We start from the raw sequence: 19,622 nt of genomic DNA on the forward strand, positions 1-19,622 counted from the left end.
ACCCGTATGGTTACCGGGTAACATAGTACGCCTTAGTGGAGGCTTGAGCCGTATGCAGTGAAAGTTGCACGTACGGTTCTTAGGAGAGCGGCACTTGGTAACAGGTGCCGCTTATCCGACCACACTCGACCCACTGGGTTATGTGGGTTGCACAGCAGTACAATCTTTACCTTGCCCTGCTTTAACTGGTTTTCAAAACCCTCTAAATCCAATTCATAACGGCCGTTTTCAACCTTCAATGGATTATTTACCACGGTTCTACCCGCTGACTCAATTAGACGGCGAAATTGATGATAGACAGGTGTTTGAATAAGCACGCCGTCGCCCATTTCAGAAAACTCTCTGATCAACAAGGCTATTGCACTTAATACACCTGGTACTTGGACAAAATGCTCAGGGTTAAGCTCCAGCTGGTGACGCTGATTGCTCCAACTGGCAATGCTGTTAAACACCGTCTGCGAGTCAAACTCGTAAGAGTAAGTTTCTCTGTGCACTAAATTTTGCATCGCATTGCTAATCACCGGTGCAATAGGAAACTCCATATCGGCAATCCAATAAGGCACAAGATCATCGGTACCATAAACTTGATTGAGCATTTTGCTGTCGTTCTTAATAAATTTGTCGCTGATTTGCTTATTATTTAGTTGTGCATTGAACATATTTTTCTCGTCGTTTAATGTCGATATGTAACTAAGACGGACAACAGAAAAAAAAGACGCAAAAGAGGATAAACTTTTTACAATTATTTGGTTTAAGGAAAACATCGAGACAGGAAAATGAGAAAAGACAATAACAATAACAATAAAACAGTAAAAGGGTGGGCTCACTTGCCTAGAACACTAATAACCTAACGTCTAGGCAAGCTCATAATCAACAAACTAGTAATCAACAAGCTAGTAATCAACAAGCTAAGTGCTGGCATTGAGGCTTAGGTTTAAAATCAACAATCCCCTCACGGCCAACTTCAATATCACAGTTGGTCAGCAGTAAGTCTTTAAATTTAACTCGGCCACGTTGAATCCGGCTTTTAGCACCAGAAAGGGAGATACCTAATCTATCTGCTATTACTTGTTGCGGTAAGCCATAGACCTCAGCGAGTATCATCGCTAAACGATATTTTTCTGGCAGACAATCAAACATAGGCCTTAAACACTGTGCCATTTTCTGTAATGCCGCTTCCTCTGGCACCTCATCGACATAAGAGTCTGACAACTCATCGTGCATCTCTCTACCACGGTAGAAGTCCATCATCACATTATGAGTAATACGGTATAGCCAACTTTTTAAGCTGTCCTGAGATTTTAGCTGATGCAAGTTACTGCTCGCTTTGATATAGACCTCTTGCAGAATGTCATCAACTGCATCGACATCATCAATTTTGTTAAGCACATAGTGTCTAAGTTGTTCTTTTAGGTTTAACCAATCAGCTAGCATAGTCATCTCAATCAAGGTCAATTTTCATTAAAATCCGTCGTCACGTAAACATGAACAAAGATTAAAAATACATTACATTAATTCGACAATACCAGAAACATAGTAAAGATAGGAAATAAAACCTACAAATGTAGGTTTATTATTAGTAGGAGATCAGTGTTCGACATAACTTATTTGAAGCTTAATGCCGACAATCCCCTGCTGATGAAATCAATATTTCAATAACACTCTACGCTATCAAACTTTAGCTTCACTAGCCTTTTGAGTGGGCTTCAGCATATAACTGCGCGCTAAATATCCGCCATCCGAGATCCGTTTTATGCATGATGTACAAACACCGAAATTCACTCGACATATCGGAGAAATAAACCCGCCATCCAACATCCACTTTGGCAACATTTCGGCCAAGTTGACGAATTTCAGAGATCACAAACTCTGAATATTGATGACCTTGTTCGGTAAGACGCTTGCAGTTTCTATCAAACTTCTCAATTAATGCTGCACCTTCGCTAAATACTAGCGCACCATCTGCATCCGATATCGCACACGGCATCGTATATTTAGTTGAAATAGCCACAGCATCTTTGTCATCAAAGGCCTGACCATAGGATTGAAGCAAGGTTTTTATCTCTTCCATAAGCACCAATATTGATTAAGTAATGTTCTTTGGGGAAAAGTAACATCAAAGAATAATCAACTTCAATAGATAACAGCAAAATCAGGTAATTCGATATCTTCTCAGCACTGGGCCTAACGACTCATGGGTAATATTTCCATCATTAATGATGAACAGGTAATGCTAAATATAACCTCACAGTTAAATATCCCAACAAATGGGCTACTCCCTAGTCACAGGCAGAAAACTCGCCTTAAACACGGTTTATTCGGCGAGTGAAATAAAAATATTAAACACAAATAAAAATACACGTGTAAGCTAGAACTGGTCGAATGAGAAACAATTAAGTCCCAGGTGATTGTATTGCCCCATAAGGTCAGGTAATCTGCTCATCCATTAGTCTATAAATACTGATTAAATACGATAAATAAGGATGTTTTGTTGATTAATTTTAATCATAACGTCGCAATAAGTCCCAACAGATTGTTCATGGATACTCATTAAATAGATGGCAGAGCAAGCTAGTGAGAAAACAAATCCGGAACACATAAATTCGGATAAGCGTACGCAATGTGCCACAGAGACTCGGCACCGTAATGCCACTACGACACCGGAGATGCGTCGATTTATCCAAGGATCGGATCTTACAGTGTCCCAACTCGCTAAAGTGCTCAACATTAGCGAAGCGACTGTGCGCAAGTGGCGCAAACGCGATTCCGTGATCGATACGTCTAACACTCCCCATCATCTCAATACGACACTAACCCCATTACAAGAATATGTTGTCGTTGGGCTGAGGTATCAGTTAAAAATTCCGTTAGACAGATTATTAGTCGTGACCCAAAAATACATTAATCCTAATGTGTCACGTTCAGGCCTTGCTCGTTGCCTGAAACGTTATGGTGTCTCTCGCATTAACGGCATCGAAAGCCCTCATGTACCGATGCGTTATTTTAATCAGCTGCCGATAACTCAAGGCAGCGATATACAAACCTATACGCTCCATTACGAAACACTTGCAGAAACCTTGGCCTTGCCAAATACCAATAGTGACAACGTATTACAAATCGTGTCTTTGACGATTCCGCCTCAACTCACCGACGAAGAATCCTTTTCAATTCTTCTTGGTGTCGATCCAGACAGTGATTGGATCTATTTAGATATCTATAAAGATGGCAATACACAAGCCACAAACCGATATATCGCCAATGTGTTAAAGCATGGGCCGTTTCATCTGCGTAAGTTGCTTGTTCGCAACTACCACACCTTTTTGCAACGTTTTCCTGGTGCCAAGTTTAGTCATGGCCCTGTCACAGAACTCGTTGAAACTAACAACAAGACGCCTGATACTCAGGCACCCAGTGGAGACTCATAATGAGCCAAACCTCTAAACCCTCAAATGCTAAAACTGCAGAATCAAAGCAGGATACGCAAGCCGATTCACGACTCAATAAACGCCTAAAAGATATGCCTATCGCGATTGTCGGTATGGCCAGTATCTTTGCTAATTCGCGTTATTTAAATAAGTTCTGGGATCTTATCAGTGAGAAAATTGATGCCATCACTGAACTGCCATCAACACATTGGCAACCAGAAGACTATTTTGATGCGAATAAGAGCACGCCAGATAAGAGTTATTGTAAACGTGGCGGTTTCTTGCCAGATGTTGATTTCAACCCAATGGAATTTGGCTTGCCGCCAAATATCCTTGAGTTAACGGATACATCACAGCTGCTGTCTTTGATTGTGGCTAAAGAAGTATTGGCCGATGCTAACCTGCCTGAAGGTTACGACAGAGACAAAATTGGTATCACATTGGGTGTGGGCGGCGGACAAAAAATCAGTCATAGCTTAACCGCGCGTCTTCAGTACCCAGTACTAAAGAAAGTCTTCTCTAACAGCGGCATTAGTGACGCTGACAGCGAGATGCTGATTAAGAAATTCCAAGACCAATATGTGCATTGGGAAGAGAACTCATTCCCAGGTTCATTAGGCAACGTGATTGCTGGTCGTATCGCGAACCGATTCGATTTTGGTGGCATGAACTGTGTGGTCGATGCTGCATGTGCAGGCTCTTTAGCTGCAATGCGTATGGCGCTTAGTGAGTTGGTTGAAGGCCGTTCAGAGATGATGATCACTGGTGGTGTGTGTACCGACAACTCACCTTCTATGTACATGAGCTTCTCGAAAACCCCAGCGTTCACCACCAATGAAACCATTCAGCCTTTTGATATCGACTCTAAAGGCATGATGATTGGTGAAGGTATCGGCATGATCGCACTTAAGCGTCTTGAAGATGCTGAACGTGACGGCGACCGTATTTACTCAGTGATTAAAGGTATCGGTTCATCATCAGACGGTAAGTTCAAGTCTATCTATGCACCGCGCCCAGAAGGTCAAGCAAAAGCACTAAACCGTGCCTATGATGACGCTGGTTTTGCGCCGCACACCTTAGGCCTTATCGAAGCTCATGGTACAGGTACAGCCGCAGGTGATGCTGCTGAATTTGCCGGTCTTTGCTCTGTGTTTAGTCAAGGTGACGATACCAAGCAACATATCGCTTTGGGCTCAGTAAAATCGCAAATCGGCCATACTAAGTCGACCGCAGGTACTGCAGGTCTAATCAAAGCCTCTTTGGCACTGCATCACAAAGTGTTGCCAGCGACGATTAACATCAGCGAACCGAGTCCAAAACTGGATATCGAAAACTCACCTTTTTATCTCAACACCGAGACACGTCCATGGCTTCCTCGTGTTGATGGTACGCCCCGCCGTGCAGGTATCAGCTCATTTGGTTTTGGTGGCACTAACTTCCACTTCGTTCTGGAAGAGTATGCGCCTGAGCACAATCGCATTGACAGTGAGAAAGCTAAATACCGTCAGCGCCAAGTAGCTCAAAGCTTCCTTATTAACGCAGCAAGCAAAGATGCACTGATAAACGAGCTAAACACACTCGCCGCATCTGCAACTCAAGTTGAGTTCAACTTAAAAGATGCCGCTGCCAACTATGCCCTGCGCGAACTTGATGCTAATTCGCCGCGTATTGGTTTAGTGGTTAATACAAGTGATGAGCTTGCAACCTCAATCAAACAAGCTATCGCTAAACTGACAAGCGGTGATGATTCTGTAAGCTGGCAGTTACCAGGTGGCACCAGCTACCGTGCAAGTGCTGTGACAGGTAAAGTGGCCGCCTTGTTTGCAGGTCAAGGTTCACAGTATCTGAATATGGGCCGGGATCTTGCCTGTTACTACCCAGAGATGCGTCAGCAGCTTGTCACCGCAGATAAAGTCTTTGCCGCTAATGGCAAAACGCCGCTGTCACAAACCTTATATCCAAAGCCTGTCTTTAATAAAGATGACTTAAAGGCACAAGAAACGGTACTAACCAACACTGCCAACGCGCAAAGTGCCATTGGTGCTATCGCGATGGGTCAGTATGAGTTGTTTACCGCTGCAGGCTTTAATGCCGACATGGTCGCGGGTCACAGCTTTGGTGAACTCAGTGCGCTTTGTGCCGCTGGTGTTATTTCAACTGACGACTTCTATAAACTTGCTTTCGCTCGTGGCGATGCCATGGCAACGAAAGCTGAGCTTCCGAAAGGCGAAACTGAAGCTGACTCTCAACAAGATAGTGGCGCAATGTACGCCATCATCACTAAGTCAGCTGAAGACCTTGCAACACTTGAGACCACTATCGCTAAGTTCGATGGGGTAAAAGTGGCTAACTACAATGCGCCGACTCAGTCTGTGATTGCAGGTCCAACTGCATCGACTGGTGAAGCCGCTAAAGCACTCAGTGAACTTGGCTACAAGGCGATCAACTTACCGGTATCGGGTGCTTTCCATACCGAACTAGTGGGTCACGCTCAAGCACCATTCGCTAAGGCAATTGATGCAGCTAAATTCACTAAGCCAACTCGTGCGCTGTACTCTAACGCCACGGGTGCGCTGCACGACAATACTGCCGCTAAGATTAAGGCCTCGTTCAAGAAACATATGCTTCAATCAGTACGCTTTACTACTGAACTTGAAGCCATGTATGACGCAGGAGCGCGTATCTTTGTCGAATTTGGTCCAAAGAACATTCTGCAAAAACTAGTACAAGGTACCCTTGGCGATAGAATAAATGAGCTTTGCACAGTCTCTATCAACCCGAGCCCTAAAGGTGATAGTGATCTACAACTTAAGCAAGCCGCGGTTCAATTAGCCGTTGCGGGTGTACAACTCGACAATATCGACCCATACCAAGCCGATATTGCAGCCCCAGCTAAAGCATCGCCAATGAATATCACGCTCAACGCAGCTAACTATATTAGCAAGGCAACTCGCGCTAAAATGGCTAAATCATTAGAGACGGGAACAGTGACAAGTCTTGCTCCTCAAATAGAAAGAGTGATTGAAGAGAAGATTGTTGAAGTCATCGTTGAAAAACGTGTCGAAGTTGAAAAGATTGTAGAAAAAATCGTTGAAGTATCTCAACCCAATATTACAAGCCAAGCAGTATCAGCTCAGTTTGATGTCAATTCAGTTAATGAGAGTGTCGTATCAGTGTCTCAAAATAAACCTTTATCACCTGTTAGTGGTGACGCGCTAAGCAACTTTTTTGCCGCTCAGCAGCAAGCCGCAGAGCTTCATCAGCAGTTCCTAGAGATCCCACAGCAATACGGTCAGACTTTCACGACCTTAATGACTGAACAAACTAAGTTAGCTGGCAACGGTATTGCGATACCTGAAAGCTTACAGCGCTCGATGGAGCAGTTCCATCAGCTTCAAGCTCAAACATTGCAAAGCCATACTCAATTCCTTGAGATGCAGGCTGGTAGTAACATTGCTGCACTTAACATGCTTAATGGCACACCAACTCAAACCTATGCGCCAGCAATACAGAGTGCACCAACCGTTTCAGCTATCGTGCATACAGCTCCAACAGTCGTGCCTACTGCTTCAATCGCTGCACCTGTCGCAGCACCAGCACAATCGGCACCGGTAGCTGTAACGACTCAAGTTCAAGCTCCACAAGCCCAAGCACCGCAAGTGAGTCGCCAAGCAGCACCTGTGCAAAATGCACCAGTGGCCGTTGCTCCAGTTGCGTCACCAGCATCAAATACAAACGCTTTATCAGCAGCTAAGGTTCAAGCGACCATGCTTGAAGTGGTTGCCGAAAAGACCGGTTACCCAACTGAAATGCTTGAACTTGAGATGGACATGGAAGCCGATCTCGGCATCGATTCTATTAAAAGAGTCGAGATATTAGGCACCGTTCAAGATGAGCTACCAGGTCTGCCAGAGCTTAGCCCTGAAGATTTAGCTGAATGTCGCACACTGGGTGAAATTGTTGCCTACATGAACAGCAAGTTGACTAATACAAGTGCAGCTGAAGGCTCTCATACGAGTTCAGCTCCTGTTGTTAACGCTGCTGCCCCAGTTAATGTTAGCGGCCTTAGCGCAGAGAAGGTTCAAGCTACAATGATGTCAGTGGTTGCCGAGAAAACCGGTTACCCGACTGAAATGCTAGAACTTGAAATGGACATGGAAGCCGACCTCGGTATCGATTCTATTAAAAGAGTCGAGATATTAGGCACCGTTCAAGATGAGCTACCAGGCCTGCCTGAGCTTAGCCCTGAAGATTTAGCAGAATGTCGCACACTGGGTGAAATCGTTGCTTACATGAATTCGAAACTACCATCAGTAGATTCTCAAGCAACAGCAACAAGCATAACGGACTCTTTACCTTTAAAAGCCGCTGAAGGCTCTACTTATACAACATCCGCTGAGGGCTCGCTCTCTGCTGAGACAGCCTTGAGCGCGCAAAAAGTGCAAGCTACAATGATGTCAGTGGTTGCCGAGAAAACCGGTTACCCGACTGAAATGCTAGAACTTGAGATGGACATGGAAGCCGACCTTGGTATTGATTCTATTAAAAGAGTCGAGATACTAGGTACTGTTCAAGATGAGCTTCCGGGTCTGCCTGAACTGAATCCTGAAGATTTAGCCGAGTGTCGTACACTGGGTGAAATTGTTGCGTATATGAATAACAAACTTGCGACTGTATCTACTACAGTCGCAAGCACAAGCACCGCGACCTCTTTACCTTCACAAACCGCTGAGGGCTCTACTAATACAAGTGCAGCTGAGGGCTCACTCTCTGCTGAGAAAGTTCAAAGCACGATGATGTCAGTGGTTGCTGATAAGACAGGTTACCCGACTGAAATGCTCGAACTGAGCATGGACATGGAAGCAGACCTTGGTATCGACTCGATTAAACGTGTTGAAATTCTCGGGACTGTTCAAGATGAACTACCAGGATTACCTGAGCTTAACCCTGAAGATTTAGCTGAATGTCGCACATTAGGTGAAATCGTTGCCTACATGAACAGCAAGCTGACTAATACAAGTGCAGCTGAGGGCTCTTGCGCCGCGGCGGTTCCTCAAGTTAGTGCCGCTGAAGACTCTACTAATACAAGTGCTGCTGAGACAGCCTTGAGCGCGCAAAAAGTTCAGGCAACCATGATGTCAGTGGTGGCCGATAAGACTGGTTACCCGACTGAGATGCTCGAACTGAGCATGGACATGGAAGCAGATTTAGGCATCGACTCTATCAAGCGTGTTGAAATTCTTGGAACCGTTCAAGATGAACTGCCTGGGCTACCTGAACTCAACCCTGAAGATTTAGCCGAGTGTAGAACATTAGGTGAAATCGTTTCGTACATGAACTCTAAGCTGACTAATGCAAGTGCTGTAGTTACTGGCGCAGTTAAGTCAGTAGCTGAAACTATTACCTCTTCTCTTGAGCTTCCTCCTCACAGCGAGGTAGCGCTAAAAAAGCTTAATGCGGCGGACATACTTAAAGACTGTTTCGCCGCAGACACTAACGTTGTGATCACAGATGACGGTCACAACGCCGGTGTATTAGCTGAGAAACTGACAAAACAAGGCCTAAACGTTGCCGTTGTTCGTCTTCCTAAAGGCAGTGCGCAATCACCACTTAACAGTGATGTCGCTAGCTTTCAGGCAAAAACAATCGATGAAGCAGGTATCAAAGCGGTTATCGGTCAAATCGAGCAACAGCTAGGTCAAATCGGTGGATTCATTCACCTACAGCCAGAAGCTGATGCCACTAACCCTGCTGCACTAAACCTAAGCGATGACAGCTTTACCCATGTTAGCCAAGCTTTCCTTTGGGCTAAGTTGTTACAACCAAAGCTGACGCTTGAAAGCGCTGGCCGTCATTGTTTTATCACCGTCAGTCGTATCGATGGTGGTTTTGGTTACTTAAACACTCAACAGCTACAAACCGCTGAGCTAAACCAAGCGGCACTGGCCGGTTTAACCAAGACATTAAGCCACGAGTGGCCAAGCGTGTTCTGCCGCGCATTAGATGTGGCTGGCGATGTTGATGCTACACATTTAGCTGACGCGATAACCCTTGAACTTGTTGATGCACAGACCAACTTGATTGAGGTTGGAATATCAACTGACACCAAAGGTAACCTGTCTCGCGTCACGCTCATTGCTGCTGATGCAAGCATCAAAACAGCAAAAGCAGAGCTGGATAATACCGACACGGTATTGGTAACGGGTGGCGCTAAAGGCGTAACGTTCGAATGTGCCCTCGCCCTTGCGAGTCGCACTCAATCTCACTTTATCTTAGCGGGTCGAAGTGAACTACTTGCCATCCCTACATGGGCTGAAAACAAGTTAGTTACCGAGCTTAAATCTGCTGCCATTGCTCACATTATTGCGACAGGCCAAAAGCCAACCCCTAAACAGGTCGATGCGCTTGTCTGGCCTGTTCAAAGCAGCATTGAGATAAATACTGCTCTTGAAGCCTTTGCTAATGTGGGAGCAAGTGCTGAGTATGTCAGCATGGACGTTACCGACACTGCGGCTATCACCGCGGCGCTTTCAGGTAAAGACAAACAGATAACAGGTCTTATTCATGGTGCCGGCGTGTTGGCCGACAAGCATATTCAAGATAAGACCCTTGCCGAACTTGCCCGCGTTTACGGCACTAAGGTTAATGGCCTTAAAGCGGTACTGGCAGCACTGGATGCTAGCAAGATTAAACTGCTGGCTATGTTCTCTTCTGCTGCAGGTTTCTACGGTAATACAGGACAGAGCGATTACGCCATGTCTAACGACATCCTCAACAAGGCCGCACTGCAGTTCACTGCACGTAACCCACAAGCTAAAGTGATGAGCTTTAACTGGGGTCCTTGGGATGGAGGCATGGTTAATCCAGCCCTTAAGAAGATGTTTACCGATCGCGGTGTCTACGTTATTCCACTCAAAGCGGGGGCAGAGCTGTTTGCTACGCAACTACTGAGCGAAACTGGCGTGCAACTACTGATTGGCACTTCGATGCAAGGTGGCGATTCCAGCAAAGCTGATGCTTCTACAGGGAACGCTTCTGTAAAAAAGCTTAATGCGGGTGAGGTGCAAGCTGCACTGATCCCGCAGAGTCTTGCGACTAAGCGCCCGTTGTCTGCTGTTACGCTAACGCCTCTCACTTTAACGAGAAGCCTAAACCCCAATGCTTTGGTCTTTATTCAAGACCACCGCATTGGCGGTAACCCAGTGCTGCCAACTGTATGTGCGATTCAATGGATGCGCGAAGCGGCAAGCGAAATGCTTGGCTCTCGCGTTAAGGTGCTCGATTACAAGTTACTCAAAGGCATCGTGTTTGACACCAATGACCTGCAAGAGATGACTCTTGAACTGACACCTGAAGCGCCTGCAGCGACGGTAGTAAATGGGGAGCACTCAGCGGTTTCAAAAGAACCAAAGCTGAATGCGTTAATCAGCTGCCAAGGTCGCCCACAATATAAGGCTATTTTAATAGCCTCAACTGATATTCCACCCGCTAAATTGATTAATTTAAAGGGTGAGAAGCCAGTGACCTCAGCAAGTGAGCTTTATAGCAACGGAACCTTGTTTCATGGGCCACGTTTGCAGGGCATCAAGCAAATGTTCAACTTTGACGACTCAGGTTTGCTAGCCAGTTGTCAGCTGCCACAAGTCAGCGATACTGATTGCGGACAATTTGTGGCTCAGTTGCACCTTGGTGGTTCTCAGCCATTTGCTGAAGACCTCTTGCTTCAAGCCATGTTGGTATGGGCAAGACTCAAATACGGGGCGGCCAGTCTTCCTTCGACGATTGGTGAGTTTATCTCAAATAAGCCAATGGCCTTTGGTGACAAAGGGTTCCTCGAACTTGAAGTCGTCAAGACGACCAGTCGTTCATTGCAGGCTAATGTTGCGCTTTACCATGAAAATGGCGAACTCAGTACCATGATGAAAGGGGCGAAAGTCACTATCAGCAAGAGTTTGAATGATGCCTTCTTAGCTGACTCAACAAAGGTTCTAAGTAAAGAAAGTGGGGCTAAATAGTGAATCAAACGCTTAATGCTTCACAGCAACAAGCGCCTCAAAAAGTTGCGATGCCGCTGCGCATCGCACTTTTAGTGTTGCCGTCGACGGAGCTGAGTTTCAATGGTTCGTCGACTCATCCACTTGAGGTGTTGCAGCCTGAGCTTTATCGTTCAGGCTTGCTCTCTTTTGAAACCAATCCGTTTGAAACAGCAACTTCCAATCTGCTCAAAAAGATCAAGGTTGATGATTTCGGCGACACCAGTTTTGAAAAACAACTGCACGCCACCGTCGATGCCATAGAAAACGGCCAAGTCGTCCAGCTTTCAACCGAGCAGCACTCGTTATTGATGATGCCTGCGTTAAAAGCGGCGCAGATGAGGATCCATCCTCATGCACTGCTTTGCGCCATGCAAAAAGGTGAGTCTGGTATTGAACAAACCTTAGCGGGTGCACTCAATCAGGCTAAACGTGATCCTGCGACAGTGAGTAAACTGGTTACCCAAGACAACCTCACCAGTGAGCAACAGTTTGCCGCTGTTTATCAGCTAATCACAGAGCTTGCTTCTCGTACCACGGTACGTGATGAGATGAATGCAGGGGTTGAACTCGGCCCTAAGCAAGCCAAAAGCCACTACTGGTTTACCCCAAATCACCAAGCAAGAGTGGCGGCGATTAGCTTCAGCACTTCTCTTGGTAATACGTCCACCAGTAATCTATCGAGCGACCAGAGCTGTACCAGTTATATTCTGGCTCAAGGTACAGGCTTTATTGCGCCAAAATCGATAGTGAATCATCAGCGTTTACAGTTTGTGTTATCAGCTGACACGCAAGCTGGTTTATTAGCCGCGCTTGATGGCCTTAATACTCAACTCACATCTAACAGTCAGGACTTACTCACTGTGATGAGGAATAATTTGGTCGCGTTTGAAAAAAGCAGCGCCATTTACGCCATCACATTGCAAGCAAGTTCACTTCCAGCATTACTGCAAGAGCTAAATGTTATGGCTGGCATGTTACCTAAAGTGATGAGTGAGAAAGGCCAATTCAAAACGCCAGCGGGCAGCTATTTTACCGCAGAGCCTTTGGGCACTAAACAATCCAGCGGCCTCGCCTTCGTCTACCCTGGCGTAGGGACTGTCTATGGCGATATGTTTAGCGAGCTACATCGATATTTCCCATCACTCTATTCAAAACTAGAGCGTGAAGGCGATCTTAAATCGATGTTGCAAGCCGATGCCATCTACAATGTAGACGCAAAAATACCACCTGCCATGCCATTGGGCGACCTTGCCATTGCAGGTGTAGGCAGCAGTTACCTGCTGACTCAGTTATTGGTCAATGAGTTCAATATCACGCCCAACTTTGCCTTAGGTTATTCAATGGGTGAAGCTTCTATGTGGGCAAGTCTGGGAGTGTGGAGTAATCCTCATACATTAATTGAAAAAACCCAGCATGATCCGCTTTTTACCCGTGCAATTTCAGGCCCACTTACTGCGGTGCGTAAAGCATGGCAATTGAGTCATACTGACGCCGATATCGTGTGGAACAGCTTTGTCGTCAGAGCTGAAGCTGAATCGATTGAAGCACTTCTACCTGAGTTCCCCCATGCTTATCTCGCTATTATCCAAGGGGATACCTGTGTCATCGCTGGATGTGAAACTCAGTGTCGCGCACTGCTCACCCAGTTAGGTAAGCGAGGCATTGCGGCTAATCGCGTCACGGCGATGCATACTGCACCGGCAATGGAAGAACACGCCAATGTGGTTGAGTTTTACACTCAGCCGTTGCAAACGGCTTTGCCAACTGAGATTAAATTTATCAGTGCTGCCAACTTAACTGATGTCGATAGCCATCAAGCCGTTAATGAGTCAGGTTTTCTTGATAGCCAGCTTATAGCAACATCGATTGCCGACACTTTCTGCAACACCCTAAACTTTACTGCGCTTATCCATAGCGCTCAAAAGCAAGGGGCCAAACTGTTTGTTGAGCTAGGGGCTGATAGACAAAACTGCACCCTTATCGACAAAATAGTCAAACTCGATCATGCGAGTGAAACCAATACATCGGCTACTGCTAGCGTTTGCACAGTGCCTGTCAATGCCAAAGGCGGTGAAGATATTACCACCCTCCTCAAGGCATTAGGACAACTTATCAGTCACCGAGTCCCACTCAGTGTTCAGCCACTCATCGATGGATTAAATCGTGAAATTGCATTGCAGCAACTGCACGACGCAAACCCGAGAGTCGCATCGAATACTGAAACACACATGTCGAAACCATTACTACAAGGGGAAGTCTAATGACTTTCGCAGACAAGTCTTTAACCCACAGTGCGGTTAACGATCATAAGCAGAGCAAAATCGCCATAGTCGGTTTAGCCACGCTTTACCCTGATGCAAAAAGCCCACAAGAGTTTTGGCAGAATCTGCTCGACAAACGCGATTCTCGCAGCACCTTAACCAACGAAAAATTGGGCGCGAACAGTGCCGATTACCAAGGTGTTCAAGGCCAATCAGATCGCTTTTATTGTGATAAAGGCGGCTACATCGAAGACTTCAGTTTCGATGCGTCAGGCTATAAATTATCGCCAGAAAGCTTAACTGGACTCGATAACAGCTTCCTTTGGGCATTAGACACCAGCCGCAAAGCGCTAGAAGATGCGGGTATCGCCCTTAACAATAACGACCTGTTGCAACGCACAGGCGTAATCATGGGTGCTCTCTCTTTCCCAACGGCTCGCTCAAACGATCTATTTTTGCCTATCTATCACAGCGCGGTTGAAAAAGCGCTGCAGGATAAATTAGCCAGTGCTCAGTTCAAGCTGAATCCAACCAATGCCGCAAGCTGTCGATCACATAATGACAGTGTTATCGACAGCGCCAATGGCTCGATTGCTCATAACACCTCTAAAGTAGTGGCGGATGCACTCGGTTTAGGCAGTGCTCAACTAAGCCTTGATGCGGCTTGTGCCAGCTCGGTTTACTCTCTCAAACTTGCCTGTGATTACTTAAGCACAGGCAAAGCTGATGTCATGTTGGCCGGTGCGGTTTCAGGTGCAGACCCATTCTTTATCAACATGGGCTTCTCCATCTTCCATGCTTATCCAGATCACGGTGTATCCGTGCCCTTTGACAGTAACAGTAAAGGTTTATTCGCCGGTGAAGGCGCTGGCGTATTAGTCTTAAAACGACTTGATGATGCCGAGCGTGATGGCGATAAAATCTATGCCGTGGTCAGTGGTGTTGGATTGTCTAACGACGGTAAAGGTCAATTTGTGCTTAGCCCGAATCCGAAAGGTCAGGTAAAAGCCTTCGAGCGTGCCTACGCCGCCAGCGATATTGAACCTAAAGATATCGAAGTGATCGAATGTCACGCAACGGGCACCCCGCTTGGAGACAAAATTGAACTCACCTCAATGGAAACCTTCTTTGAAGATAAGCTCGCGGGGAGCAAAGCGCCGTTAATTGGCTCAGCCAAATCTAACCTTGGCCATCTGCTTACTGCGGCTGGCATGCCTGGGATCATGAAGATGATCTTCGCTATGAAAGAGCAAGCGTTGCCGCCGAGTATCAACATTAGCGATGCAATCTCTTCACCTAATGGCTTGTTTAATTCTGCAACCTTGCCAAATCAAGTGCAAGCATGGCCGGCTAAAGAGGGCAATACTTTGCGTCACGCAGGCGTATCAGTATTTGGCTTTGGTGGTTGTAACGCACACTTGTTACTTGAATCGTACTCAGGCCAACAAGCCGCTGGCACGAGCCAACAAACAGCGACTCGTTCACCGGACACTCAAGCGCTTAAAGTTATCGGTCTCGGTGCTCATTTTGGCCCACTAAGCAGCATTAATCAGCTTGATAAGGCCATCGAAAATAACAGCAACGGTTTTATTCCTCTGCCGCAAAAGCGTTGGAAAGGGTTAGAGAAGCATACAGAACTGCTTGCTGAATTTGGCCTAAGCGACACACCTAAAGGCGCCTATGTTGACAGCTTCGAACTGGACTTCTTGCGCTTTAAACTGCCGCCTAACGAAGATGACCGATTAATTTCACAACAGCTTATGTTGATGAAAGTGACCGATGAAGCCATTCGTGATGCCAAGCTACAACCAGGTCAGAAAGTCGCAGTGTTAGTTGCCATGGAAACAGAGCTAGAACTGCACCAGTTCCGTGGCCGAGTTAACTTGCATACTCAGCTTCAGGAAAGTCTGAATGCCATGGGCGTAAGCTTAAGCAGTGATGAGTATCAAGCCCTTGAAGCGATCACCATGGACAGCGTGCTAGATGCGGCTAAGTTGAACCAGTACACCAGCTTTATCGGCAACATTATGGCATCACGCATCGCATCACTATGGGACTTTGATGGCCCAGCGTTCACCATTTCAGCAGCCGAGCAATCCGTGAGCCGCTGTATTGATGTCGCCCAGAATCTGATGTCACAAGAGCATTTAGACGCTGTCGTGATTGCCGCAGTGGATCTATCCGGTAGTTTCGAGCAAGTGATACTGAAAAACAGTATCGCGCCTGTTGAAATGAACCCAACCTCTGCCATAAAAAGTGATACTTGGAATGTCGGTGAAGGTGCAGGTGCGATTGTATTAGTCAAAGATGAAACCACAAATGTCAGCGCCTACGGACAAATCGATGCTATCGCCTTTGGCCATGCAGAGCATGTGTCTTCTGTCACCGATAAGTTGTTTACACAAACGGGCACTGACTCAAGCAGCATTGGAGTGGTTGAAACCAATATAGCCCCAGGTAGCCTTGCTGGCGCTGACGTGTTTCTGTCAAACGCCACTTTTGCTAACGCGACAACCACGAGTGCAGACAGCCGTATTGGCCACTGTTTTGCTGCGACAGGAATGGCAAGTGTGCTCCACGGCCTGCTGAACCTGTCACGTAAATCGAGTGTGAATAGCAATAAAGCCTTAGTGACCAACATCAGTGAGAACCAAGTTTCACAACTACTTCTCAGTCAAACATCCTCTGAGCAGCAAGCACTGACAACTCGATTAAACGCTGAGCTTAAATCCGATGCTAAACATCAACTATTAAAGCAAGTGACCTTAGGTGGCCGCGATATCTATCAACATATTGTCGACGCACCACTAGCAAGCTTAGCCTCGATTCAAAGCAAGCTGGCTCAAGGCACGGCTTCATCGGTAGTGAAGCGTCACAAGCCATTAATCGCAAGAGCGGCACAATCCACAGTAGAAACAAGAGTGCAGATAGCACCACAACAAGTCACTGAACATATTCAAGCTGCATCAACATCAGTGAGCCCTACACCAGTATTAGGTAATCCAATGACCTCTCAAGCTAAAACCATAATGAGCCAAGCGCTGACTCCGGTGACAACAACGCCAACCCAAAAAATAGATGTTTCAGCGGGCGACTTAAACGCATTTCAACAGAATCAGCAGTTGACTCAGCAAGCACATCAAGCCTTTTTAAAGAGCCGCTCTGCGGGCATGAAAGTCGCAGATGCACTTTTGAAGCAGCAACTATCACAAGTAACAGGCCAAACTGTCGCTCCCCAAGTTTTGCAGTCTGCAGCGCCATTAGCGCAGCAGCCAACAGCCGCTCTTAAAGAGTTAACACCAGATCACGCTAATGTGGCGCCCTACATTGCGCCAACGCCGATGCTAAAACCTTGCATCTGGAACTATGCTGATTTGGTTGAATATGCCGAAGGTGATATCGCAAACGTATTTGGCAGCGATTACGCCATCATCGACAGCTACTCGCGCCGTGTACGCCTACCGACCACTGATTACCTGCTGGTATCGCGTGTGACCAAACTCGATGCAACCATGAACGAGTATAAGCCTTGCTCAATGACCACTGAATATGACATCCCTGTCGATGCCCCATACTTAGTCGATGGTCAAATCCCATGGGCGGTTGCCGTTGAGTCAGGCCAATGTGATTTAATGTTGATCAGTTACCTCGGTATCGACTTTGAAAACAAGGGTGAGCGTGTCTATCGTCTACTTGATTGTACCCTCACCTTCCTTGGCGATCTGCCACGCGGTGGCGACACTCTTCGTTATGACATTAAGATCAATAACTACGCCCGTAACGGTGAAACTTTATTGTTTTTCTTCTCTTACGAGTGTTTTGTTGGCGACAAGATGGTGCTTAAGATGGACGGCGGTTGTGCTGGTTTCTTCACCGATGAAGAACTTGCTGACGGTAAAGGCGTCATTCGCACTGAAGATGAAATTAAAGCGCGCAGCTTAGTGGTTAAACAAACCTTTAACCCACTACTTGATTGCCCTAAATCAAGCTTCAACTATGGTGACATTCATAAACTATTAACCGCTGATATCCAAGGCTGTTTTGGTCCAAGTCACACAGGCGCAGCTCAACCATCGCTTTGTTTCGCATCAGAGAAGTTCCTGATGATTGAGCAAGTCAGCAAGGTTGATCGCAATGGCGGTACTTGGGGTCTAGGTCTAATCGAAGGCCATAAGCAGCTTGAAGCTAATCACTGGTACTTCCCTTGTCACTTCCAAGGTGATCAAGTGATGGCAGGCTCTCTTATGGCTGAAGGTTGTGGTCAGTTACTCCAGTTCTATATGTTGCACCTTGGTATGCACACTCAAACTAACAATGGTCGTTTCCAGCCATTAGAAAATGCTTCACAGCAGGTTCGTTGTCGCGGACAAGTTCTGCCTCAATCAGGCCTACTAACCTACCGCATGGAAGTGACTGAAATTGGTTTCAGTCCACGTCCTTATGCTAAAGCGAATATCGATATTCTGCTTAATGGTAAGCCTGTGGTTGATTTCCAAAATCTAGGAGTAATGATCAAAGAGGAAGATGAGTGTACTCGTTACCCTAAATTAACCTCGGTTGTTAGTTCAAGTGATGTGGTTTCAACTACTTCAAGTACAGCGAAAATTGATCGACCTAATGCGCCTTTGATGGCACAAATACCGGATCTGACAAAAGCGCCCAACAAGGGTGTGGTTCCAATCTCACACGTTGAAGCGCCTATCACGCCGGATTACCCAAACCGTGTACCTGATACCGTGCCATTTACGCCGTATCACATGTTTGAGTTTGCCACTGGTAATATCGAAAACTGTTTCGGCCCTGAATTTTCAATCTACCGCGGCATGATCCCACCACGTACTCCTTGTGGCGATCTGCAAGTGACGACTCGAGTGATTGAAGTTAACGGTAAGCGCGGTGAATTCAAGAAGCCATCATCGTGTATCGCAGAATATGAAGTGCCAGAGGATGCATGGTACTTTGATAAGAATAGCCACGAAGCCACCATGCCTTACTCCATTTTGATGGAGATTTCATTGCAGCCAAATGGTTTTATCTCAGGTTACATGGGCACCACCCTTGGTTTCCCAGGACTTGAGCTGTTCTTCCGTAACTTAGATGGTAACGGTAAGATGTTACGCAATGTTGATCTGCGTGGTAAAACAATACGCAATGATTCTCGTCTACTGTCAACGGTAATGGCGGGAACTAACATCATTCAGAGCTTCAGCTTCGAGCTAAGCACTGATGGTATTCCCTTCTACGAAGGTAAAGCGGTATTCGGTTACTTTAAAGGTGATGCGCTTAAAGATCAGCTTGGACTCGATAACGGCAAAGTCACTCAACCATGGCATGTATCAAAAGGCATTACCGCTGATACTAAGGTGAATTTACTCGACAAGAGCAGTCGTCACTTTAACGCCCCAGTAGGTCAACCACACTACCGTTTAGCCGGTGGTCAGCTCAACTTTATCGACAGTGTTGAGATCGTCGACAATGGCGGTACTGAGGGATTAGGTTACTTATACGCCGAGCGAACGATTGACCCAAGTGATTGGTTCTTCCAGTTCCACTTCCACCAAGATCCGGTTATGCCAGGCTCCTTAGGTGTTGAAGCGATTATAGAAACCATGCAAACTTACGCCATCAGTAAAGATTTGGGTGCTGGATTTAAAAATCCAAAATTTGGTCAGATACTGTCTGATATTAAGTGGAAGTACCGTGGCCAAATCAACCCACTGAACAAGCAGATGTCGATGGATGTGAGCATTACCTCCATTAAAGATGTCGATGGCAAGAAAGTGATCACAGGTAACGCAAGTCTCAGTAAAGACGGCCTGCGCATATACGAAGTATTTGATATCGCGATCTCAATCGAAGAAGCCTAAAAGCTGCGCTTTTTTGCTTGAATTAAAAATAAC

General features: G+C 46.2%; 7 protein-coding genes. 4 read left to right on the forward strand and 3 right to left on the reverse strand.

The window, feature by feature from the left end:
• Positions 1-32: 32 nt before the first annotated feature.
• The 3 genes from FN961_RS10525 to FN961_RS10535 all read right to left on the reverse strand — a co-directional run bounded on the left by FN961_RS10525 (position 33) and on the right by FN961_RS10535 (position 2,071).
• On the reverse strand, positions 33-659 hold the full coding sequence (locus FN961_RS10525; protein ID WP_144040146.1) for an aminotransferase class I/II-fold pyridoxal phosphate-dependent enzyme: 627 nt from the start codon (positions 657-659) through the stop codon (positions 33-35).
• Positions 660-900: 241 nt separating this feature from the next.
• Positions 901-1,440, reverse strand: coding sequence for an RNA polymerase sigma factor SigZ (sigZ, locus tag FN961_RS10530; protein ID WP_229814818.1), 540 nt, complete (start codon positions 1,438-1,440; stop codon positions 901-903).
• Between the two features lie 247 nt (positions 1,441-1,687).
• A complete protein-coding gene (locus FN961_RS10535) occupies positions 1,688-2,071 on the reverse strand; it encodes a Cif family virulence factor (RefSeq protein ID WP_144040147.1) in 384 nt (127 codons plus the stop codon).
• Between the two features lie 487 nt (positions 2,072-2,558).
• On the opposite strand from FN961_RS10535, the gene FN961_RS10540 reads away from it, so the two are divergent.
• Genes FN961_RS10540 through FN961_RS10555 form a run of 4 tightly spaced genes read left to right on the forward strand, consistent with a single transcriptional unit; the run spans position 2,559 to position 19,589 of the window.
• Positions 2,559-3,425, forward strand: coding sequence for a transcriptional regulator (locus FN961_RS10540; protein WP_144040148.1), 867 nt, complete (start codon positions 2,559-2,561; stop codon positions 3,423-3,425).
• Complete coding sequence (locus FN961_RS10545) at positions 3,425-11,440, forward strand: type I polyketide synthase (protein ID WP_144040149.1); 8,016 nt, start codon at positions 3,425-3,427, stop codon at positions 11,438-11,440. Before FN961_RS10540 ends, FN961_RS10545 begins: the two co-directional genes overlap by 1 nt.
• A complete protein-coding gene (locus tag FN961_RS10550; protein ID WP_229814674.1) occupies positions 11,440-13,722 on the forward strand; it encodes a PfaB family protein in 2,283 nt (760 codons plus the stop codon). Before FN961_RS10545 ends, FN961_RS10550 begins: the two co-directional genes overlap by 1 nt.
• Positions 13,722-19,589 carry a hotdog fold thioesterase gene (locus tag FN961_RS10555; RefSeq protein WP_144040150.1) on the forward strand — a complete coding sequence of 1,956 codons (5,868 nt, stop codon included), beginning with the start codon at positions 13,722-13,724 and terminating at the stop codon, positions 19,587-19,589. Before FN961_RS10550 ends, FN961_RS10555 begins: the two co-directional genes overlap by 1 nt.
• Positions 19,590-19,622 lie beyond the last annotated feature (33 nt).

Source organism: Shewanella hanedai (assembly GCF_007197645.1).
GTDB lineage: Bacteria > Pseudomonadota > Gammaproteobacteria > Enterobacterales > Shewanellaceae > Shewanella > Shewanella hanedai.

What these genes read in the sequence shown, in the direction of transcription:
- FN961_RS10525 (WP_144040146.1), bottom strand. Translation starts at nt 659, where the DNA reads ATGTTCAATGCACAACTAAATAATAAGCAAATCAGCGACAAATTTATT.
- sigZ (WP_229814818.1), bottom strand. Translation starts at nt 1,440, where the DNA reads ATGACTATGCTAGCTGATTGGTTAAACCTAAAAGAACAACTTAGACAC.
- FN961_RS10535 (WP_144040147.1), bottom strand. Translation starts at nt 2,071, where the DNA reads ATGGAAGAGATAAAAACCTTGCTTCAATCCTATGGTCAGGCCTTTGAT.
- FN961_RS10540 (WP_144040148.1), top strand. Translation starts at nt 2,559, where the DNA reads ATGGCAGAGCAAGCTAGTGAGAAAACAAATCCGGAACACATAAATTCG.
- FN961_RS10545 (WP_144040149.1), top strand. Translation starts at nt 3,425, where the DNA reads ATGAGCCAAACCTCTAAACCCTCAAATGCTAAAACTGCAGAATCAAAG.
- FN961_RS10555 (WP_144040150.1), top strand. Translation starts at nt 13,722, where the DNA reads ATGACTTTCGCAGACAAGTCTTTAACCCACAGTGCGGTTAACGATCAT.